The following is an 18,844-nucleotide window of genomic DNA, read 5'->3' as shown; positions in this document are numbered from 1 at the left end:
GCCCCCTGAGGACCCGGAAGAAGGTCGTCGTCTTCGACTACGGCTTCGGCAACGTCCGTTCCGCCGAGCGTGCCCTGGCCCGCGCCGGGGCCGACGTGGAGATCACGCGTGACTACGACAAGGCCCTGAACGCCGACGGCCTGCTGGTGCCCGGCGTCGGCGCCTTCGCCTCCTGCATGACGGGCCTGCGCGAGGCGCGCGGCGACTGGATCATCGACCGCCGGCTCTCCGGCGGACGCCCGGTCATGGGCATCTGCGTCGGCATGCAGATCCTCTTCGCGCGCGGCATCGAACACGGCGTGGAGAGCGACGGCCTCGACGAGTGGCCCGGCTCGGTCGAGCCGCTCCAGGCCGAGGTCGTACCCCACATGGGCTGGAACACCGTCGAGGCGGCGCCCGGCTCGCAGCTGTTCGCCGGCCTGGACGCGGACGCCCGCTTCTACTTCGTGCACTCCTACGCCGTCCACGACTGGTCGCTGGAGACGCACAACCCGGCCATGACGGCTCCCAAGGTCACCTGGTCCACCCACGGCAAGCCGTTCGTCGCGGCCGTCGAGAACGGCGCCCTGTGGGCCACGCAGTTCCACCCCGAGAAGTCCGGCGACGCCGGAGCCCAGCTCCTCACCAACTGGATCGGAACACTGTGAGCAAGCTCGAACTCCTCCCCGCCGTCGACGTCCGTGACGGCCAGGCCGTCCGCCTGGTGCACGGCGAGTCCGGCACGGAGACCTCCTACGGCTCCCCGCTGGAGGCCGCCCTGGCCTGGCAGCGCTCCGGCGCCGAGTGGCTGCACCTGGTCGACCTGGACGCCGCGTTCGGCACGGGGGACAACCGCGAGCTGATCGCCGAGGTCGCCGGCGCCATGGACATCAAGGTGGAGCTGTCCGGCGGCATCCGCGACGACGACACCCTCGCCGCCGCCCTCGCCACCGGCTGCACGCGCGTCAACCTGGGCACGGCCGCCCTGGAGACCCCGGAGTGGGTCGCCAAGGTCATCGCCGAGCACGGCGACAAGATCGCGGTCGGTCTCGACGTCCGCGGCACGACCCTGCGCGGCCGCGGCTGGACCCGCGACGGCGGCGACCTCTACGAGACGCTGGAGCGCCTCGACAAGGAGGGCTGCGCGCGGTACGTCGTCACCGACATCGCCAAGGACGGCACCCTCCAGGGCCCCAACCTGGAACTGCTGCGCAACGTGTGCGCCGCCACCGACCGCCCGGTCGTGGCCTCCGGCGGGGTCTCCTCGCTCGACGACCTGCGGGCCATCGCCGATCTCGTCCCGCTCGGTGTCGAGGGGGCCATCGTCGGGAAGGCGCTGTACGCAAAGGCGTTCACCCTGGAAGAAGCCCTGGAGGCTGTGTCGTCATGACCGTGCGGCGTGTGCAGAGCGGAAGTCCCTGGGAAGAGTCCTTCGGTTTTGCACGCGCCGTGGAGGCGGGCGACCGTGTGCTGGTCGCGGGCACGACCGCGTTCAAGGGCGATGTGCTCTACGGCGAGGGCGACCCGTACGAGCAGGCCAAGGTGGCCTTCACCACCGCCCTGGAGGCCATCGGCGAGTTCGGGCTGGCACCCGAGTCCGTGATCCGCACCCGGGTGTACCTGGCACACGCCCGGGACGTCGACGCGGTGGGCCGGGCGCACAAGGAACTGTTCGACTCCGTGCGCCCGGTCACGACCCTGCTGGTCGTGCAGGGCTTCATCGACTCCCGGGTCCTGGTGTCGGTGGAAGTGGAAGCATTCAGAGGGACACCCTCACCGGAACACTAGAGGAGCGCGATTCATGACCCTGGCGGTCCGAGTCATCCCCTGCCTGGACGTGGACAACGGCCGGGTCGTCAAGGGCGTCAACTTCCAGAACCTGCGCGACGCGGGCGACCCCGTCGAGATGGCCAAGGTCTACGACGCCGAAGGCGCCGACGAACTGACGTTCCTGGACATCACCGCCTCGTCGGGCAACCGCGAGACCACGTACGACGTGGTGCGCCGCACGGCCGAGCAGGTGTTCATCCCCCTCACGGTCGGCGGCGGCGTCCGCACGGCCGAGGACGTGGACAAGCTGCTGCGGGCCGGCGCGGACAAGGTCGGGGTCAACACGGCCGCCATCGCCCGCCCGGAGCTGATCCGCGAGATCGCCGAGCGCTTCGGCCGCCAGGTCCTGGTCCTGTCGGTGGACGCCCGCCGCACCGAGTCGGGCTCCTTCGAGGTGACCACCCACGGCGGCCGCACGGGCACCGGCATCGACGCCGTCGAGTGGGCCCACCGGGCCGCCGAACTGGGCGCCGGCGAGATCCTGCTCAACTCCATGGACGCCGACGGCACCAAGGACGGCTACGACCTGGAGATGATCCGGGCCGTACGAGGGCACGTCACGGTCCCGGTCATCGCCTCGGGCGGCGCCGGCAGGCTGACCGACTTCCCCCCGGCCGTCGAGGCGGGCGCGGACGCGGTCCTGGCGGCCTCGGTGTTCCACTTCGGGGACCTGCGCATCGGCCAGGTCAAGGAGACGCTGCGGGAGGCGGGACACCCGGTGCGGTGACGCCCCCTTCCGCTGAGAGCCCCGGCCGCGCGTGCGGCCGGGGCTTTCTCAGATCCCCAGCTGCTTCGACTCGTGCAGCTTCGCGATCGCGTTCTCGTCGCCGTCCAGGTCGACCTTGGCCGCGCTCTGACGGCCGTAGCAGAACAGGACCAGTTCGCACGGCTCACCGGTCACCGTGACCACCGGGGTGCCGCGGCGGGCGACCGCCGTCTGGCCGTCGGGGCGGCGCAGGACCAGGCCCGTCGGGACGCCGCGGCCCATCAGACGGGCGGTGCGCTCCAGGCGCGACCACAGGGCGTCCTGGAAGACGGGGTCGAGGTCGCGCGGCGACCAGTCGGGCTGGGCGCGGCGCACGTCCTCGGTGTGGACGTAGAACTCGATGATGTTCGACGCCTCGTCGACCGGCTTGAGGGAGAAGGGCGAAAAACGCGGCGGGCCCGTACGGATCAGCTGGATCAGCTCCTCGTACGGCTTGTCGGCGTACTCCGCCATCACCTTGTCCAGGCGCGGCGCGAGTTGCTTGATCAGTATTCCGCCGGCGGCGTCCGGGCGGCGCTCGCGCACCACGACGTGCGCGGCGAGGTCCCGGGTGGTCCAGCCCTCGCACAGGGTCGGCGCGTCCGGGCCCGCCGTCTCCAACAGGTCGGCGAGAAGGAGTCGTTCACGCTTGGCATGGGTCGACATGGAGGCCAGCCTACGACCGCCCACCGGGTCCGCCCAGTGGACACTCCACCTGGCACGTCAGTGGCGCGCGGCACAATGGACGGCATGACCAGCACCCCCAGTCGTCTCGACCCGGAGATCGCCGCGCGCCTCAAGCGCAGCGCCGACGGCCTCCTGCCCGCCATCGCCCAGCAGTACGACACCGGAGAGGTGCTGATGCTGGGCTGGATGGACGACGAGGCGCTGCACCGCACCCTGACCACCGGCCGCTGCACCTACTGGTCGCGCAGCCGCCGGGAGTACTGGGTCAAGGGCGACACCTCCGGCCACGTCCAGTGGGTGAAGTCCGTCGCCCTCGACTGCGACGCGGACACCGTGCTCGTCAAGGTCGACCAGGTCGGCGCCGCCTGCCACACCGGCGCGCGCACCTGTTTCGACGAGGACGTGCTCCTGAAGGACGGCGGTCCCGACGCCTCCGCCCCGGATCAGTAAGGTCAGCGGCCATGGACCTCGAGACCTTCCGCAAGCTCGCCACCGACCGGCGGGTCATCCCCGTCACCCGCAAGCTCCTCGCCGACGGCGACACCCCGGTCGCGCTCTACCGCAAGCTCGCCGCCGAGCGCCCCGGCACCTTCCTGCTGGAGTCCGCGGAGAACGGCCGCTCCTGGTCCCGGTACTCCTTCGTGGGGGTGCGGTCGGCGGCCACGCTGACCGCGCGCGACGGGCAGGCCCACTGGCTCGGCGCCCCGCCCGTCGGCGTCCCCACCGACGGCGACCCCCTCGCCGCCCTGCGCGCCACCATCGAGGCCCTGCACACCCCGCACCAGGAGGGCATGCCGCCCTTCACCGGCGGCATGGTCGGCTACCTCGGCTACGACATCGTCCGCCGCCTGGAGAAGATCGGCCCCGGCGAGCGCGACGACCTGAAGCTGCCCGAGCTGACCATGCTCCTCACCAGCGACCTGGCCGTCATGGACCACTGGGAGGGCTCGGTCCTGCTGATCGCCAACGCGATCAACCACAACGACCTGGAGACCGGCGTCGACGAGGCCCACGCCGACGCCGTGGCCCGGCTGGACGCCATGCAGGCCGACCTGACCCGCCCGGTCGCCCAGCCCCCGGCCGTCCTCCCGCCCTCCGAGCTGCCCGAGTACACCGCCCTGTGGGGCGGCCCCGACTTCCAGGTGGCCGTCGAGGACATCAAGGAGCGCATCCGGGCCGGCGAGGCCTTCCAGGTGGTCCCCTCCCAGCGCTTCGAGACGCCGTGCACCGCCAGCGCGCTGGACGTCTACCGGGTCCTGCGGGCCACCAACCCCTCGCCGTACATGTACCTGTTCCGCTTCGACGGGTTCGACGTCGTCGGCTCCTCGCCCGAGGCGCTGGTCAAGGTCGAGGACGGCCGGGCCCTGGTCCACCCCATCGCCGGCACCCGCTGGCGCGGCGCCACCCCGCAGGAGGACCAGGCCCTGGCCGACGAACTCCTCGCCGACCCCAAGGAGCGGGCCGAGCACCTCATGCTCGTCGACCTCGGCCGCAACGACCTGGGACGGGTCTGCGAGCCGGGCTCGGTCGAGGTCGTCGACTTCATGTCCATCGAGCGGTACTCGCACGTGATGCACATCGTCTCCACGGTCACCGGCCGGGTGGCCTCCGGGCGCACCGCCTTCGACGTCCTCACCGCCTGCTTCCCCGCCGGCACCCTCTCCGGCGCCCCCAAGCCCCGCGCCATGCAGATCATCGACGAACTCGAACCGTCCCGGCGCGGCCTGTACGGCGGCTGCGTCGGCTACCTCGACTTCGCCGGGAACTCCGACACCGCCATCGCCATCCGCACGGCCCTCCTGCGCGACGGCACCGCGTACGTGCAGGCCGGGGCGGGTGTCGTCGCCGACTCCGACCCGGTCGCCGAGGACACCGAGTGCCGCAACAAGGCGGCGGCGGTCCTGCGGGCCGTCCACACGGCCAACCGGCTCGGAAAGGCCTGAGACGCACCCCGGGTGCCGGTTCGCCCGGGCTTCAGGCGATAGTAGCTACGTGACTGCTGTACCGCACCCCCGTTCCCAAGCCCCCGGATCCGCCCGGGCCGGCCGCCTGAGCCTCGCCGTGGCGCTGCTGAGCGGCGCCCTCGGCGCGGCCGTGGCGCTGCTCGCCACCCGGCAGGAGTGGTCGCAGGGCACCGCGACGGTGGCCGGCGGCGCCTTCCCCCTGACCGCCAAGGGCAGCGACGTCACGGGCGTTCCCGCGGCGCTGGCCATAGTGGGCCTCGCCGCGCTCGTCGCCGTCTTCGCCGTCCGCCGCGCCGGCCGCTTCGTCGTCGCCGTGCTGCTGGCGCTCTCCGGCGCCGGCATCGTCGCCGCGGCCCTGATCGGCGCCTCCGACAGTTCCGCGCTCGACGAGCAGGCGGCCCAGGCCTCCGGGGACGCCTCGGCCTCCGTCGGCGCCCTCGGCCACACCGCCTGGCCGTACGTCGCGGTCGTCGGCGGCGTGCTGATCCTCCTGGCCGGACTGCTCGCCCTGCGCTACGGCCGGCTGTGGCCCGCCATGTCCGGCCGCTACGAGCGCGGCGGCACGCCCCAGCCGCGCCGCAAGGCCCCCGCCGTCGACCCCGACCGCCCCGAGGACCTGTGGAAGGCCCTCGACCGCGGCGAGGACCCGACCGGCGCCTGAGCCCACACGGGGGACCGAGAGGCACCCCCGCTCACCACGCGGGCGCGCGTGCGGGACAATGGCCCCGAGCGTCCTGCTCAGACACGCACACAGCAACGAGGAGCAAGCAATGGCGGGCAGCAGCCACGGTCACACCCCGGCCGCCTGGACCGGTGTCATCATCGCCTTCATCGGTTTCTGCGTCGCGGGCGCGTTCATGGTGATGGACCAGCCGGTGGGCTTCTGGGCGGGCATGGTGGTCGTGCTGCTCGGCGGTGTCGTCGGCGGCATCATGCGCATGATGGGCCTGGGCCAGCCCAAGGAGGCCCAGCAGCCGCACCGCACCACGGGCGACCGCGAGCCGGCCGGCGCCGGGAGCTGACCACCCCCGCGGCCCGACCCGCGGAGCAGTCCTCACCCGAGGGGCGGCCGGCACAGGAGTGCCGGGACCGCCCCTCACGCGCACGCGGGGCACAATGCGTACCGTGAACGCCGACAGCCGAAGGGTGACGCCGAGCGTCCCGAGCCGCCTGGCCGTCCCCGCCGGGGTCCTCGCGGCCGTCGCCGCCGCCTTCGCCTACGTGGGCGCCGTGGACCCCAACGAACCCGGCCACTACCCCGTCTGCCCGCTGCTGCGTTACACCGGCCTCTACTGCCCCGGCTGCGGCGGCTTGCGCAGCGCGCACGCCTTCGTGCACGGGGACGTCCTGGCGGCGCTGCACGCCAACGCCCTCGCGACCCTCGGCTACCTGGGCTTCGCCGCGCTGTGGACCGTATGGGTGGTGCACGCCGTCCGCGGGCGCCCCCTGCGGTTCGACCCCCGCCCGGGACTGGTGTGGAGCCTCGGGGCGTTGCTGCTGGTCTTCACCGTGGTCCGCAACCTGCCGTTCGGCGGCTGGCTTCATCCTTGATCGTCAGCGGATGTCCAGTCGGTGGGACCGGCGTCAACCGGATGCGAGGCCTACGCCCCGCTGCGGATACCATCGCAGTGACCATCGGGTTCGATCGGTCGCCACGACGTCAAGATTCTGGAAGGGGGCCGCTCGCGTGAGTGTGCTCGACGAGATCATCGACGGAGTCCGTGCCGACCTCGCGGAGCGGCAGGCGCGTGTGAGCCTCGACGAGCTCAAGGAGCGCGCGGCGAAGGCTCCCGCCGCCAAGGACGGCGCGGCCGCCCTGCGCGGCGACGGCGTCAAGGTCATCTGCGAGGTCAAGCGTTCCAGCCCGTCCAAGGGCGCCCTGGCCGCGATCGCCGACCCGGCCGGTCTCGCCGCCGACTACGAGGCGGGCGGCGCGGCCGTCATCTCCGTCCTCACCGAACAGCGCCGCTTCGGCGGCTCGCTCGCCGACCTCGAGGCGGTCCGCGCCCGGGTGGACATCCCGGTGCTGCGCAAGGACTTCATCGTCACGTCGTACCAGCTGTGGGAGGCCCGCGCCTACGGCGCCGACGTCGCCCTGCTGATCGTCGCCGCCCTGGACCAGCCCGCGCTGGAGTCGCTCATCGAGCGCGCCGAGTCCATCGGGCTCACGCCGCTCGTGGAGGTGCACGACGAGGACGAGGTGGAGCGCGCGGTCGACGCCGGGGCCCGCGTGATCGGCGTCAACGCCCGCAACCTCAAGACCCTCGAGGTCGACCGCAACACCTTCGAGCGGGTGGCGCCCGAGATCCCGGACCACATCGTCAAGATCGCCGAGTCCGGTGTCCGCGGCCCGCACGACCTCATCGCCTACGCCAACGCCGGCGCCGACGCGGTCCTGGTCGGCGAGTCCCTCGTCACCGGCAAGAACCCCAGGACGGCCGTGGCCGACCTGGTGGCGGCGGGAGAACATCCCGCACTTCGCCACGGCCGGAGCTGATCACCCGCTAGTCTTGTCCCGATGACTCTCACCATGACGACCGTGGACCGGTACGCCCGCCTCGCGCGCGGCTGCCGCCCCCGCGGCTGCCGTGCGCCCGCGCGCCGCGTCCACGGCCGCCGCGTCCGGTACGTCATCGGTGACGAGCCGGGCCAGGTCAACGGCATGCGATGGCAGCGACGCCCTGCTTCTGGGGCGCGAGGCTCTGTTTGATGTGCGGCTACCGCCGCGTGGGCGCGAACGGCCACCGCGGTCCCGCAGCCGACTGACACCCTTGTCCCCACGGCGACTAGTGCATCCCACACACAACTCACCGTGAAGGTATTCGCATGCCCAGTCAGTTCTTCATTCCCGACCCCGAGGGTCACACACCCAGCCCCGAGGGCTACTTCGGGGCCTTCGGCGGCAAGTTCATCCCCGAGGCCCTCGTCGCGGCCGTCGACGAGGTGGCCGTCGAGTACGACAAGGCCAAGCACGACCCGGAGTTCGCCAAGGAACTCGACGACCTCCTGGTCCACTACACCGGCCGCCCCTCCGCGCTCACGGAAGTACCCCGCTTCGCCGAGCACGCCGGAGGCGCCCGCGTCTTCCTCAAGCGCGAGGACCTGAACCACACCGGTTCCCACAAGATCAACAACGTGCTGGGCCAGGCCCTGCTCACCCGGCGCATGGGCAAGACCCGGGTCATCGCCGAGACCGGCGCCGGCCAGCACGGCGTGGCCACGGCCACCGCCTGCGCCCTCTTCGGTCTCGACTGCACCATCTACATGGGCGAGATCGACACCCAGCGCCAAGCCCTCAACGTGGCCCGCATGCGCATGCTCGGCGCCGAGGTCATCGCCGTGAAGTCCGGCAGCCGCACGCTGAAGGACGCCATCAACGAGGCCTTCCGCGACTGGGTCGCCAACGTCGACCACACCCACTACCTCTTCGGGACCGTCGCCGGACCGCACCCCTTCCCGGCGATGGTCCGCGACTTCCACCGGGTCATCGGCGTCGAGGCCCGCCGCCAGCTGCTGGAGCGCGCCGGGCGCCTGCCCGACGCCGCGATCGCCTGCGTCGGGGGCGGCTCCAACGCCATCGGCCTCTTCCACGCCTTCATCCCGGACACCGGCGTACGCCTCATCGGCTGCGAACCGGCCGGGCACGGCGTCGAGACCGGCGAGCACGCGGCGACCCTCACCGCCGGCGAACCGGGCATCCTGCACGGCTCCCGCTCCTACGTCCTCCAGGACGAGGAGGGCCAGATCACCGAGCCGTACTCGATCTCGGCCGGTCTGGACTACCCGGGCATCGGCCCGGAGCACTCCTACCTCAAGGACTCCGGCCGCGGTGAGTACCGCGCGGTCACCGACGACGCGGCGATGCGGGCCCTGCGCCTGCTGTCGCGCACCGAGGGCATCATCCCGGCCATCGAGAGCGCCCACGCGCTCGCCGGCGCCCTGGAGGTCGGCAAGGAGCTGGGCAAGGACGGGCTGATCGTGGTCAACCTGTCCGGCCGCGGCGACAAGGACATGGACACCGCCGCCCGCTACTTCGGCCTGTACGACACCGACGCCGAGGTCGCCGAGGACGCCTCCGGCACCGCCGAGATCGAGGGGGACGCCAAGTGAGCGGGAACATCCAGCTGTTGAGCGACACCCTCGCCGCGGCCAGGTCCGAAGGGCGCGCCGCGCTCATCGCCTACCTCCCGGCCGGGTTCCCGACCGTGGACGGCGGCATCGACGCGATCAAGGCCGTCGTCGACGGCGGCGCCGACATCGTCGAGGTGGGGCTGCCGCACAGCGACCCCGTCCTCGACGGCCCCGTCATCCAGACCGCCGACGACATCGCCCTGCGCGGCGGCGTGAAGATCGCCGACGTGATGCGCACCGTCCGCGAGGCCCACGCGGCCACCGGCAAGCCCATCCTCGTCATGACGTACTGGAACCCCATCGACCGCTACGGCGTCGAGCGGTTCACCGCCGAGCTCGCCGAGGCGGGCGGCGCCGGGTGCATCCTGCCCGACCTGCCCGTCCAGGAGTCGGCGCTGTGGAGGGAGCACGCGGACAAGCACGGTCTCGCCACCGTCTTCGTCGTCGCGCCCAGCAGCAAGGACGAGCGGCTCGCGCGGATCACCGAGGCGGGCAGCGGCTTCGTCTACGCCGCCTCCCTCATGGGCGTCACCGGCACCCGCGCCAGCGTCAGCAACCAGGCCCAGGACCTGGTGGAACGCACCCGGGCCACCGGGACCGGCCTGCCCGTGTGCGTCGGGCTCGGCGTCTCCAACCCCGCCCAGGCCGCCGAGGTCGCGGGCTTCGCCGACGGCGTGATCGTCGGCTCGGCCTTCGTCAAGGCGATGCTGGACGCCCCGGACGAGGCGGCCGGTGTCGAGGCCGTGCGCGCGCTCGCCGGTGACCTCGCCAAGGGCGTGCGCCGACAGGCGTAAGAACAGGCGTAAGAAGCCGGGAAGTCATACAGATCCCTCGTACGGGTGGACCTGGGGCCGGGGAGGCGCGCTGCGCCTCCCCGGTTCGTTTCCGGGGTGTGAGCGAGAAGAACCGTGAGGGAAAGCGCACCGCCCGGGAGAAGCTGGCGGTCGAGCGCGAGAAGCAGAAGTCCGCGGACAGGCGCCGGCGCGCGCTGATCGTGGGCGGGGCCGTCGTCGCCGTCCTGGGACTCGCGGCGGTGATCGGCGTCGTCGCGGCCAACGCCGGCAAGGACGACGACAGCGAGGCCTCGGGCCCGGTCGTGGCGCCCTCGGGAGCCCAGGGCAAGGACAGCCTCGCCGTCCCGGTCGGCAAGGACAGCGCCAAGTCCACGCTCACGGTGTGGGAGGACTTCCGCTGCCCCGCGTGCAGGTCCTTCGAGACGGCGTACCGGCCGGTGATCCACGAGCTGACGAACGCCGGCGAGCTCAAGGTCGAGTACCACCTGGTCACCCTCATCGACGGCAACATGCGCGGCACCGGCTCCCGCAACGCGGCCAACGCCGCGGCCTGCGCGCAGGACGCCGGGAAGTTCCCCGCGTACCACGACGTGCTCTTCGACAACCAGCCCTCGGAGGTCGACGACGCCTACGCGGACAACGCCAAGCTGATCGAGCTGGCCGGCAAGGTCGACGGCCTGGACACCCCCGCCTTCCGCACCTGCGTCGAGAAGGGCACGCACAACGGCTGGGTCGCCAAGTCCCACCAGGCCTTCGACAAGGGCGACTTCTCGGGCACGCCCACCGTGCTGTTCGACGGCAAGAACATCTACCAGGACCGGACGATGACCCCGGCCAAGCTGAAGCAGATGGTGCAGGAGGCGAACAAGGGGTAAGGGGCATTCTCACGCCCCCGTTATGGACCCGTAGCCGGGCTGCCCACCGCGGCCCCCGCACGGCACGGTAGCGTCGACCTTGCCATGGAACTTGCCTTCATTCCCAGCCCGTCGCGCGGGGTGCTGTACCTCGGCCCCATTCCGCTGCGCGGTTACGCGTTCTGCATCATCATCGGCGTCTTCGTTGCCGTCTGGCTCGGCAACAAGCGCTGGATCGCCCGGGGCGGGCGAGCCGGCACGGTGGCCGACATCGCCGTCTGGGCCGTGCCCTTCGGCCTGGTCGGCGGCCGCCTCTACCACGTGATCACGGACTACGAGCTGTACTTCAGCGAGGGCCGTGACTGGGTGGACGCCTTCAAGATCTGGGAGGGCGGCCTCGGCATCTGGGGCGCGATCGCGCTGGGCGCGCTGGGCGCGTGGATCGGCTGCCGCCGCCGGGGCATCCCGATGCCCGCCTACGCCGACGCCGTCGCGCCGGGCATCGCCTTCGCCCAGGCGATCGGCCGCTGGGGCAACTGGTTCAACCAGGAGCTGTACGGCAAGCCCACCGATCTGCCGTGGGCCCTGGAGATCACCTCCTCCTCCGACGGACGGGTGCCGGGCACCTACCACCCGACGTTCCTGTACGAGTCGCTGTGGTGCGTCGGCGTCGCGCTGCTGGTCATCTGGGCGGACCGCCGCTTCCGGCTCGGACACGGCCGGGCGTTCGCGCTGTACGTCGCCGCGTACTGCACGGGCCGGGCGTGGATCGAGTACATGCGGGTCGACGACGCCCACCACATCCTGGGCGTCCGGCTGAACGTGTGGACCGCGATCTTCGTCTTCCTGCTCGCCGTGACGTACCTGGTGGTGTCGTCGAAGAAGCGGCCCGGGCGGGAGGACGTCGTGGAGCCGGGCGCGGAGGTCCCCGCCAACGGGACCGACAGCGGTGAGAAGGCCGACGGGGCCGGTGACGACGACGCGGTCGCGGACGAGGCCGGGGCGGACTCGGCCGAGAGCGAGGCGGACGCGGCCAAGAACGAGGCCGGGTCGGGAAAGAAGACCTGACGGCCTGACCTGTGTGACGGTTCGAGAGCGCCCGCGGAGCTTCCCGGGCGCTCTCGGCGTGTCAGCGGCGGTGCGCCAGGGACAAGGTGCGCTGCGCCGCCGTCACCACCGCCGCGTCGATGAAACGGCCGTCCGGGAGGGCCTGGGCGCCCGCTTGCGCGGCGGCCGCTTTCAGGACCGTCTCCGCCTGCTCGACCTCCGCCTCGGTGGGCAGGTAGGCGCGTTCGATCACCGGGAGCTGACGGGGGTGGATCGCGGCACGGCCGAGGAAGCCCAGGGCGCGGCCGCGGGCGCAGGAGGCCGCCAGCCCGTCCAGATCGCGGGTGTCCGGGTGCACGGACTGGGACGGCGGGGGAAGCCCGGCCGCCCGGGCCGCCACGACCACCCGGGAGCGTGACCAGTCCAGGCCGGTGTCGTCGTGTACGCCGAGGTCGGCCCGCAGGTCCGCCTCGCCGAGCGCGATGCCGCGCAGCCGAGGGTGGGCGCGGGCGACGGCGTACGCCTGCTCCACGGCGAGGGCCGTCTCCAGCAGGGCGTACAGGTCGGCCCGGGCGGCCCGGTGGGCGACTCGGGTGATCTCGGCCGGTGAGGTGATCTTGGGGAGGCGGAGGCCGCGGAGCCCGGCGGCCGGGGCCAGGGCCGCGATGTCCTGCTCGCCCCAGGGGCTGTCCAGGGCGTTGACGCGGACGTGGACCGGGACGGGCGGCGGGTCGGCGAGGAGGTCGGCGGTGGCCGCGCGGGCGTAGGCCTTGCGGTCGGCGGCGACCGCGTCCTCCAGGTCCACGACGACGACGTCGGCACCGCAGGTGAGCGCCTTCGCCACCACGCCGGGCCGGTCGCCCGGGGCGTAGAGCCAGGTGAGCGGGTACGCCGTCACAGGGCGCCCTCCGCGCGCAGTGCCGTGACGTCGGCCGGGGTCAGGCCGAGCTCGGTGAGGACCTCCTCGGTGTCGGCGCCGTGCGGGCGGCCGGCCCAGCGGATCGCGCCGGGCGTGGCGGAGAGCCGGAAGAGGACGTTCTGCATGCGCAGCGGGCCGAGTTCCGGGTCGTCGACGGTGGTGATGGTGTCCAGGGCCTGGTACTGCGGGTCCGCCATCACGTCCCGGACGTCCTGGACCGGGGCGACGGCCGCCTCCGCCTTCTCGAAGGCGGCCAGGACGTCGGTGCGGGTGCGGGCGGCGATCCAGCCGCCCACCGCCTCGTCCAGGACGTCGGCGTGCAGGGCGCGGTCGGCGCCCGAGGCGAACCAGGGCTCGTCGATCAGTTCCGGGCGGCCCACCAGGCGCATCACGCGTTCCGCGACCGACTGGGCCGAGGTGGAGACGGCGACCCAGGTGCCGTCCGCGGTGCGGTAGACGCCGCGTGGGGCGTTGTTGGGGGAGCGGTTGCCGGTGCGGGGCTGGACGTGGCCGAGCTGGTCGTACCAGAGGGGCTGGGGGCCGAGGGCGGCCAGGATCGGTTCGATCAGGGCCAGGTCGACGACCTGGCCCTCGCCGGTGCGTTCGCGGGCGGCGAGGGCCGTCATCACCGCGTACGCCGTCGTCAGACCGGCGATGGAGTCGGCGAGCCCGAACGGCGGGAGCGTCGGCGGCGCGTCCGGTTCGCCGGTGATCGCGGCGAAGCCGCTCATCGCCTCGGCGAGGGTGCCGAAGCCGGGGCGGTGCGCGTAGGGGCCGAACTGGCCGAAGCCGGTGACACGGGCCAGGACCAGGCGGGGGTTGACGGCGGACAGCTCCGGCCAGCCGAGGTCCCACTTCTCCAGCGTGCCGGGGCGGAAGTTCTCGATGACCACGTCGGCGGTCGCGGCCAGACGCAGGAGGGTGGCGCGGCCGCCGGGCTTCGACAGGTCCAGGGTCATGGTGCGCTTGTTGCGGCCGAGCATCTTCCACCACAGGCCCACGCCGTCCTTCGACGGGCCGTGGCCGCGGGAGGGGTCCGGCTTCTTCGGGTGCTCGATCTTGACGACCTCGGCGCCGAAGTCGCCGAGCAGGGTGGCCGCCATCGGGCCGGCGAAGAGGGTGGCGAGGTCGAGGACGCGGAGGCCGGTGAGCGGGGCGGGCGCGGTCATGAGCGGTGGATCTCCCGGTGCGTGAGGTGGGCGAGGGTGTCGAAGCCGATGCCGTCGAAGCCGCCGACGGACGTGGCCAGCCGGTTCTTCAGGGGCGCCGTCCAGCGGTCGGGGAGCGCCGCGGGGTGCCCGGCCAGCAGCCCGGCGATGCTTCCGGCCGTGGCGCCGTTGGAGTCGGTGTCCCAGCCGCCGCTGACGGCACGGCACACGGACCCGGCGAAGTCGCCGTCGGCGTGGGTGAGGGCGGCGGCGATCAGGGCGGTGTTGGGGACGGCGTGCACCCAGTGGGTGCCGGCGTGGACGGCGTGGAGGGCGTCGACGACCGTGTCGAAGTCGGCGTGCCGGTGCGCCAGTCGCACGGCTTGGCGGACGGCCTCGGCCAGGCGGGAGCGCGGGGGGACGACGGTGAGGCCGGTGCGCAGGCAGGCGTGGACGTCGTGCTCGCCGGTCGCCGCCGTGGCGATGGCGGCCGCCGTGAACATCGCCGCGTAGACGCCGTTGGCGGTGTGCGTGAGGGTGGCGTCCCGGTGGGCCTGTTCGGCGGCGGCGGCCGGGTCGCCCGGGTTGGTCCAGCCGTGGACGTCGGCGCGGATCAGGGCGCCGATCCATTCGCGGAAGGGGTTGCGGTGGCGGGCGGTGTGCGGGGGCTCCAGGCCGCTCAGAAGGTTGCGGTAGGCGATGCGCTCGGCGGTGAACGTGCGGCCGGCGGGGAGTTCGTCGAGCCAGGTCCGGGCCACGTCCGTGGTGGTGAAGGCACGGCCGTGGCGGCGCAGGAGGACGAGGTTGACCAGGGGGTAGTTGAGGTCGTCGTCCTCGGGCATGCCGTCGATGTTCTCGGCGAGGGAGGTGTCGGCCGAGCGGCGGTTCCACGGATGCCGTGCCAGGAGTTCCGCCGGGACGCCCCGGGCGGTGAAGTAGGAGGTGAGGGGCCAGTTGCCGGTGGAGCGGGCGAGTTCGCGGATGGCGTCGAGGGGGAGTTTCTCGACCGGTTTGCCGAGGAGGCAGCCGCAGGCGCGGCCGAGCCAGGCGGCTTCGAGGCGCTGCGGGGTCGTGACCGGGCTGCCCACCGGCCGCGGCCAGTCGGGGCAGGCCGCCCTGATCCGGCCCAGGTCCGTCGGTTCGTCGTCCGCCAGCGCGCTCGGCAGATCGGCCAGTTCGTCCAGGAGGTCTTCCGCCAGTCGGCGCAGCCAGCCGGATGCCGGGGTGGGCGACGCGCCCGCGGCGGTCGGAGCCTGCGGGCCGCCGGCCGCTCGCCAGCGGGCCGCGATGTGCTTCGGCTGGCGCCCGTCCTGGGCCGCCTGGCGGAGTTCGTGGCCGATCAGGTCCTCCGGCTGCACCCAGGTCAGCCGGAGCATTCCTGGCCTCCGAGGGAGGTGAAGGCCTGCTCGTGGGCGCGGCGGCGGGCCACGTCCCGGGCGAAGACCTCGCGGGCCACAGCCGTGAGGGTGGTGGCCGGCTCCCAGAGGTCCAGGCGGCTCGCCTCCGCGACCGCCTTGGCCCAGTCCTGCGGGACCGGCGCGCCGAGGGCTCCCGCCAGGGCGCCGGCCATCGTGGCGATGGAGTCGCAGTCACGCCCGTAGTTGACCGCGCCGAGGACCGCGTGCCGGTAGTCGCCCCGGGCCACGAGCAGCAGGCCCAGCGCGATGGGGAGTTCCTCGATGGAGTGGAGGCGGGACGGGCGGCGGGCGCCGAGCGAAGGGGCGCGGTAGTCGGGGCCCACCGTGTCGTAGGGAGCCACGGCCTCGCGCAGCGGGCGCAGGGCCGACTCGAAGTCCGTGTGCCGGGAGGCCTCTTCGCAGACCCGCTCGATCGCGGCCCGGGTGCCGTCCTTGGCGAGGGACAGACAGGCCGCGACGACCGAGTCCGGGGTGGCGCCGGGAGTGCAGGCCGCCGCCACCGCCGCGGCCAGGACGCCCGCGGCCTCACGGCCGTACGACCACTGGTGGGCACCGGCGATGTCGAGGGCCTCGGCGTACGCCGCCCTCGGGTGGGCCGCGTTGACCAGGCCGACCGGGGCCGTGTACATCGCCGCGCCGCAGTTGACGATGTTGCCGGTGCCGGCCTCGCGCGGGTCGGCGTGGCCGTAGTGGATCCGCGTCACCAGCCACTTCTCCGCCAGGAAGATCCGCTGGAGGGGGAGGGCCTCCGTCTCCAGTTCCGGGATCCAGCGCGGCTCGGTCATCAGGTCCGGGACCAGGTGGTCGGCGATCGCGTAGGCGTCGAGGTGGTCGCGGACCCGGGCGTAGACGCGGACCAGGGCGTGCGTCATCAAGGTGTCGTCGGTGACGTGGCCGTCGCCCTTGTGGTACGGCGCGAGGGGGCGGGCCGTGCGCCAGTCGTCGCCGTGCCAGGGGCCGACGATGCCGTGGACGCGGCCGCCGTGGCGCTGAAGGATCTGCTCGGGCGAGTAGCCCTCGACGGGGCCGCCGAGCGCGTCGCCGACGGCGGCTCCGACCAGGGCGCCGGTGATCCGCTCGTCCAGGGGGAGGTTTTGGGGGTGTTTGGGCTGCATGGCCGCATCATCCACCCGGGCGGGCCGGTTGGACGGCTTCCAGGAGTCCGGCGAGTTCCACGAGGTCGGTGCCGGTGAGGCGGGGGAGGACGCAGCCGGAGAGGGTGCGGCAGGTCTCCCGCCAGGTGGCGGGGATCGACGCGCCGCCGCCCAGCGCTCCGGTGAGGGCGCCCGCCAGGGCCGGGGCGGAGTCCGCCACGCGGGACAGGCAGGCCGCCGCCGGGACCGCCTCGGCGATGCGCCCGCGCGCTGCGGTGGCCAGGGCGAGGGCGACCGGGACCGTCTCGGCGGCGGCGATCCCGTAGCTGTAGACGTGGTCGACGATCTGGTGCTCCAGAGGCGGGACCAGGGCGAAGGCGCTGTCCGCGGCGGCGGCGAGCTTCAGGGCGTGCCGGGCGTTGCGGCCGATCTCCGTCTGTTCGGGGAGTTCGGCCAGGGCCGCCGTGACGCAGGCGCCGACGTGCGCGCCGGCCAGGGCGAGGGCGAGAGCGGCCGCCATGGCGCGGGCGCCGTGCACGCCGTCGCCGTCCTGGGTGTAGCGGGCGTCGAACTCGGCGAGGCCGGCGGCGCTCGAGGGGTCGCCGGGGTGGGCCACGGCCAGGACGCAGGCGCGTACGCAGGCGGCGTCGTCGAAGTAGTGCGGGTTGTCGTGGCCGGTGGCGGGCGGGCGCAGGCCGGCGGCGAGGTTGCCGAGGCCGGCGCGCACGGAGATGCGGGCGCGCAGGGGGAGGACGGCGGACTCGATCTCGGGGGCGCGGTCCGCCGCGGCGGCGACCTCGGCGGCGAGGGCGTTCCAGGTGAGGTCGAGGGCGGCGCGGGTGCGGCGCTCGCGGCTGAGGTCGTTCAGGACGGTGTCGTCGCCCGCGCGCAGGAGGGCCTCGGCGGCGAAGGCGGCCCACTCGGCGTCGTCGGAGGGGCCGAGGCGGAGGGGCTCGGGGGGCTGGTTCAGGGCGATGGGGACGGGCAGGGTCGTCGTCGCGTTGTGCTCGGCGAAGGTGTCGAGTTCACGGGTGAGGCGGCGGGTCCAGTCGGGCATACGGGCGGCTCGGTGGCGGGCGGCGGGCCAGCCGGCGGCGTCACCGGCGGCCAGGCCGAGCAGGAGTCCTTCGGCCCGTCTCGGGGCCTCGGCCTCGCCTTCGGTGCTGTTGTCTCCCGCCCGCGCATCGCCCGTGACGGTCACCCGAAGGGCCACGGTCTCCCGTGGGGCGGCCTCGCCGTCGGAGACTTCCGCTTCGTACGTCGTCATGGGAGAACCTCCGCCGGGGTCAGCAGGTCCGCCACGTCCAGGACGTGGTAGCCCGCCATCGCCGGGAGGCAGCTGCCGCGGACCGGGCCGATGGGGGCGGCCCAGGCCCGGGGGATCGCCGCCACGCCCCGGGTCGCACCCGCCAGCGCTCCCGCCACCGCCGCCGTCGTGTCGGCGTCGCGGCCCATGTTCACCGCGGTCAGGACCGACTGCTCGAAGTCGCCGTCGGCCGCCGCGTACGCGCCGAAGGCGAGGGCGACGGCCTCGGGGGCCAGGTCGGTCCAGGGGTAGCCGCCGATGACGACCGCGGAGCGCACCGCGCGTTCGCCGCGGTGGGCGACGGTCACCGCACGGCGCAGGCTGCGGGCCGTCCAGGAGTCGTCGGGGACGACCGCCAGGGCCGCCGCGACCACCGCGGTCGGCGGGGCGCCGGCCATCGCCGCCGCGACGCCCGCCGCGACCGCCTGGCCGCCGTGGATGCCCTCGCCGTCGTGGCTCACCGAGCCGTCGATGGCCACGAGCCGGGCCGCCTCCGCCGGGCGGCCCGCCGCGAACACCCCGAAGGGCGCCGCGCGCATGGCCAGGCCGTCGCTCCAGGCGTGCCGGTGCTGGGCGGAGATCGGGGCGGCCAGGCCCCGGCGGAGGTTCTCCAGGGTGCCGCGTTCACTGAAACCGGCACCCCGGAAGGGGCCCTCGTCGCGGTCGGCGATCCACTCGTGCCAGGCCGCTTCCACATGGGCCGGGGTGAGCGCGGAGCCGTGCCGGGCCAGGAGCAGGCCGGAGAAGACGGCGTACTCGGTGTCGTCGGTGCCCGCGGGCTTGTCGGCGACGTACCCGGTGATCCGGCCCCAGCGCGCACGGATCTCGGAGGGTTTCATGTTCTCGGCCGGGGCCCCCAGCGCGTCCCCGACGGCCAGGCCCAGCAGTGCGCCCCGTGCCCGTGCGCTCAGCCCGATCGATGCCATAC

At 73.5% G+C, this 18,844-nt stretch carries 22 protein-coding genes; 15 read left to right on the top strand and 7 right to left on the bottom strand.

The window, feature by feature from the left end; all coding sequences use genetic code 11:
• Positions 1–5 precede the first annotated feature (5 nt).
• The 4 genes from hisH to hisF are packed head-to-tail and all read left to right on the top strand — an operon-like array spanning position 6 to position 2,536.
• Entirely contained in the window at positions 6–647 is a 642-nt protein-coding gene (hisH, locus tag AC0665_RS27010) for an imidazole glycerol phosphate synthase subunit HisH (protein WP_478607436.1), read from the top strand.
• Positions 644–1,369 (top strand): bifunctional 1-(5-phosphoribosyl)-5-((5-phosphoribosylamino)methylideneamino)imidazole-4-carboxamide isomerase/phosphoribosylanthranilate isomerase PriA, encoded by a 726-nt coding sequence (gene priA / locus AC0665_RS27005; protein ID WP_478705943.1) that lies wholly within the window; start codon positions 644–646, stop codon positions 1,367–1,369. Before hisH ends, priA begins: the two co-directional genes overlap by 4 nt.
• Positions 1,366–1,767 (top strand): RidA family protein, encoded by a 402-nt coding sequence (locus tag AC0665_RS27000; protein ID WP_468411253.1) that lies wholly within the window; start codon positions 1,366–1,368, stop codon positions 1,765–1,767. Before priA ends, AC0665_RS27000 begins: the two co-directional genes overlap by 4 nt.
• Before the next feature lie 13 nt (positions 1,768–1,780).
• Positions 1,781–2,536: an imidazole glycerol phosphate synthase subunit HisF gene (hisF, locus tag AC0665_RS26995; RefSeq protein ID WP_468411251.1), complete on the top strand. Its 756-nt coding sequence runs from the start codon at positions 1,781–1,783 to the stop codon at positions 2,534–2,536.
• A gap of 48 nt (positions 2,537–2,584) precedes the next feature.
• Here hisF and AC0665_RS26990 read toward each other — a convergent pair whose 3' ends face one another.
• Positions 2,585–3,220, bottom strand: coding sequence for a TIGR03085 family metal-binding protein (locus AC0665_RS26990; protein ID WP_478705942.1), 636 nt, complete (start codon positions 3,218–3,220; stop codon positions 2,585–2,587).
• An 84-nt stretch (positions 3,221–3,304) separates the two neighbouring features.
• Here AC0665_RS26990 and hisI point away from each other — a divergent pair, with 84 nt between their 5' ends.
• From hisI to lgt, 11 genes are all read left to right on the top strand, one after another.
• Complete coding sequence (gene hisI, locus AC0665_RS26985; RefSeq protein WP_478607317.1) at positions 3,305–3,691, top strand: phosphoribosyl-AMP cyclohydrolase; 387 nt, start codon at positions 3,305–3,307, stop codon at positions 3,689–3,691.
• A gap of 11 nt (positions 3,692–3,702) precedes the next feature.
• Positions 3,703–5,184: an anthranilate synthase component I gene (locus AC0665_RS26980; RefSeq protein ID WP_468411245.1), complete on the top strand. Its 1,482-nt coding sequence runs from the start codon at positions 3,703–3,705 to the stop codon at positions 5,182–5,184.
• Between the two features lie 49 nt (positions 5,185–5,233).
• Positions 5,234–5,866 (top strand): TIGR02234 family membrane protein, encoded by a 633-nt coding sequence (locus tag AC0665_RS26975; protein WP_478705941.1) that lies wholly within the window; start codon positions 5,234–5,236, stop codon positions 5,864–5,866.
• Between the two features lie 109 nt (positions 5,867–5,975).
• Positions 5,976–6,227 (top strand): HGxxPAAW family protein, encoded by a 252-nt coding sequence (locus tag AC0665_RS26970; protein ID WP_363120111.1) that lies wholly within the window; start codon positions 5,976–5,978, stop codon positions 6,225–6,227.
• Between the two features lie 94 nt (positions 6,228–6,321).
• Positions 6,322–6,756 carry a DUF2752 domain-containing protein gene (locus tag AC0665_RS26965; protein ID WP_468637443.1) on the top strand — a complete coding sequence of 145 codons (435 nt, stop codon included), beginning with the start codon at positions 6,322–6,324 and terminating at the stop codon, positions 6,754–6,756.
• 136 nt (positions 6,757–6,892) lie between these two features.
• On the top strand, positions 6,893–7,702 hold the full coding sequence (gene trpC / locus AC0665_RS26960; RefSeq protein ID WP_468411239.1) for an indole-3-glycerol phosphate synthase TrpC: 810 nt from the start codon (positions 6,893–6,895) through the stop codon (positions 7,700–7,702).
• A gap of 21 nt (positions 7,703–7,723) precedes the next feature.
• Entirely contained in the window at positions 7,724–7,915 is a 192-nt protein-coding gene (gene trpM, locus AC0665_RS26955; RefSeq protein ID WP_468637445.1) for a tryptophan biosynthesis modulator TrpM, read from the top strand.
• 116 nt (positions 7,916–8,031) lie between these two features.
• On the top strand, positions 8,032–9,315 hold the full coding sequence (trpB, locus tag AC0665_RS26950) for a tryptophan synthase subunit beta (protein WP_468411235.1): 1,284 nt from the start codon (positions 8,032–8,034) through the stop codon (positions 9,313–9,315).
• On the top strand, positions 9,312–10,130 hold the full coding sequence (gene trpA, locus AC0665_RS26945; protein WP_366051218.1) for a tryptophan synthase subunit alpha: 819 nt from the start codon (positions 9,312–9,314) through the stop codon (positions 10,128–10,130). The genes trpB and trpA overlap by 4 nt, the downstream gene beginning before the upstream one ends.
• A 98-nt stretch (positions 10,131–10,228) precedes the next feature.
• On the top strand, positions 10,229–11,005 hold the full coding sequence (locus AC0665_RS26940) for a DsbA family protein (RefSeq protein ID WP_468411232.1): 777 nt from the start codon (positions 10,229–10,231) through the stop codon (positions 11,003–11,005).
• Between the two features lie 84 nt (positions 11,006–11,089).
• Positions 11,090–12,052, top strand: coding sequence for a prolipoprotein diacylglyceryl transferase (gene lgt / locus AC0665_RS26935; protein WP_478607311.1), 963 nt, complete (start codon positions 11,090–11,092; stop codon positions 12,050–12,052).
• Between the two features lie 61 nt (positions 12,053–12,113).
• Here the strand turns inward: lgt and AC0665_RS26930 are convergent, their stop codons facing one another.
• The 6 genes from AC0665_RS26930 to AC0665_RS26905 are packed head-to-tail and all read right to left on the bottom strand — an operon-like array spanning position 12,114 to position 18,842.
• A complete protein-coding gene (locus tag AC0665_RS26930; RefSeq protein ID WP_478607309.1) occupies positions 12,114–12,929 on the bottom strand; it encodes an HpcH/HpaI aldolase/citrate lyase family protein in 816 nt (271 codons plus the stop codon).
• Positions 12,926–14,119, bottom strand: a complete 1,194-nt coding sequence (locus AC0665_RS26925; RefSeq protein ID WP_478607306.1) for a CaiB/BaiF CoA transferase family protein — start codon at positions 14,117–14,119, stop codon at positions 12,926–12,928. The genes AC0665_RS26930 and AC0665_RS26925 overlap by 4 nt, the downstream gene beginning before the upstream one ends.
• Positions 14,116–15,474: an ADP-ribosylglycohydrolase family protein gene (locus tag AC0665_RS26920; RefSeq protein ID WP_478705940.1), complete on the bottom strand. Its 1,359-nt coding sequence runs from the start codon at positions 15,472–15,474 to the stop codon at positions 14,116–14,118. Before AC0665_RS26920 ends, AC0665_RS26925 begins: the two co-directional genes overlap by 4 nt.
• Complete coding sequence (locus AC0665_RS26915) at positions 15,462–16,631, bottom strand: ADP-ribosylglycohydrolase family protein (RefSeq protein WP_478705939.1); 1,170 nt, start codon at positions 16,629–16,631, stop codon at positions 15,462–15,464. The genes AC0665_RS26920 and AC0665_RS26915 overlap by 13 nt, the downstream gene beginning before the upstream one ends.
• 7 nt (positions 16,632–16,638) lie before the next feature.
• Positions 16,639–17,877: an ADP-ribosylglycohydrolase family protein gene (locus AC0665_RS26910; protein ID WP_478705938.1), complete on the bottom strand. Its 1,239-nt coding sequence runs from the start codon at positions 17,875–17,877 to the stop codon at positions 16,639–16,641.
• Positions 17,874–18,842, bottom strand: a complete 969-nt coding sequence (locus AC0665_RS26905) for an ADP-ribosylglycohydrolase family protein (RefSeq protein WP_478509922.1) — start codon at positions 18,840–18,842, stop codon at positions 17,874–17,876. Before AC0665_RS26905 ends, AC0665_RS26910 begins: the two co-directional genes overlap by 4 nt.
• Positions 18,843–18,844 lie beyond the last annotated feature (2 nt).

It is taken from the genome of Streptomyces sp. NPDC043685, assembly GCF_056436585.1.
Note: the sequence above shows the minus strand (reverse complement) of the source record. Positions and strands in the feature narration are given on the sequence as shown.

Excerpts from the sequence above, each read along its gene's own strand:
- AC0665_RS27000 (WP_468411253.1), top strand. The coding sequence starts at position 1,366 with ATGACCGTGCGGCGTGTGCAGAGCGGAAGTCCCTGGGAAGAGTCCTTC.
- hisF (WP_468411251.1), top strand. The coding sequence starts at position 1,781 with ATGACCCTGGCGGTCCGAGTCATCCCCTGCCTGGACGTGGACAACGGC.
- AC0665_RS26990 (WP_478705942.1), bottom strand. The coding sequence starts at position 3,220 with ATGTCGACCCATGCCAAGCGTGAACGACTCCTTCTCGCCGACCTGTTG.
- hisI (WP_478607317.1), top strand. The coding sequence starts at position 3,305 with ATGACCAGCACCCCCAGTCGTCTCGACCCGGAGATCGCCGCGCGCCTC.
- AC0665_RS26980 (WP_468411245.1), top strand. The coding sequence starts at position 3,703 with ATGGACCTCGAGACCTTCCGCAAGCTCGCCACCGACCGGCGGGTCATC.
- AC0665_RS26970 (WP_363120111.1), top strand. The coding sequence starts at position 5,976 with ATGGCGGGCAGCAGCCACGGTCACACCCCGGCCGCCTGGACCGGTGTC.
- AC0665_RS26965 (WP_468637443.1), top strand. The coding sequence starts at position 6,322 with ATGCGTACCGTGAACGCCGACAGCCGAAGGGTGACGCCGAGCGTCCCG.
- trpM (WP_468637445.1), top strand. The coding sequence starts at position 7,724 with ATGACTCTCACCATGACGACCGTGGACCGGTACGCCCGCCTCGCGCGC.
- trpB (WP_468411235.1), top strand. The coding sequence starts at position 8,032 with ATGCCCAGTCAGTTCTTCATTCCCGACCCCGAGGGTCACACACCCAGC.
- lgt (WP_478607311.1), top strand. The coding sequence starts at position 11,090 with ATGGAACTTGCCTTCATTCCCAGCCCGTCGCGCGGGGTGCTGTACCTC.
- AC0665_RS26925 (WP_478607306.1), bottom strand. The coding sequence starts at position 14,119 with ATGACCGCGCCCGCCCCGCTCACCGGCCTCCGCGTCCTCGACCTCGCC.
- AC0665_RS26920 (WP_478705940.1), bottom strand. The coding sequence starts at position 15,474 with ATGCTCCGGCTGACCTGGGTGCAGCCGGAGGACCTGATCGGCCACGAA.
- AC0665_RS26915 (WP_478705939.1), bottom strand. The coding sequence starts at position 16,631 with ATGCAGCCCAAACACCCCCAAAACCTCCCCCTGGACGAGCGGATCACC.
- AC0665_RS26910 (WP_478705938.1), bottom strand. The coding sequence starts at position 17,877 with ATGACGACGTACGAAGCGGAAGTCTCCGACGGCGAGGCCGCCCCACGG.
- AC0665_RS26905 (WP_478509922.1), bottom strand. The coding sequence starts at position 18,842 with ATGGCATCGATCGGGCTGAGCGCACGGGCACGGGGCGCACTGCTGGGC.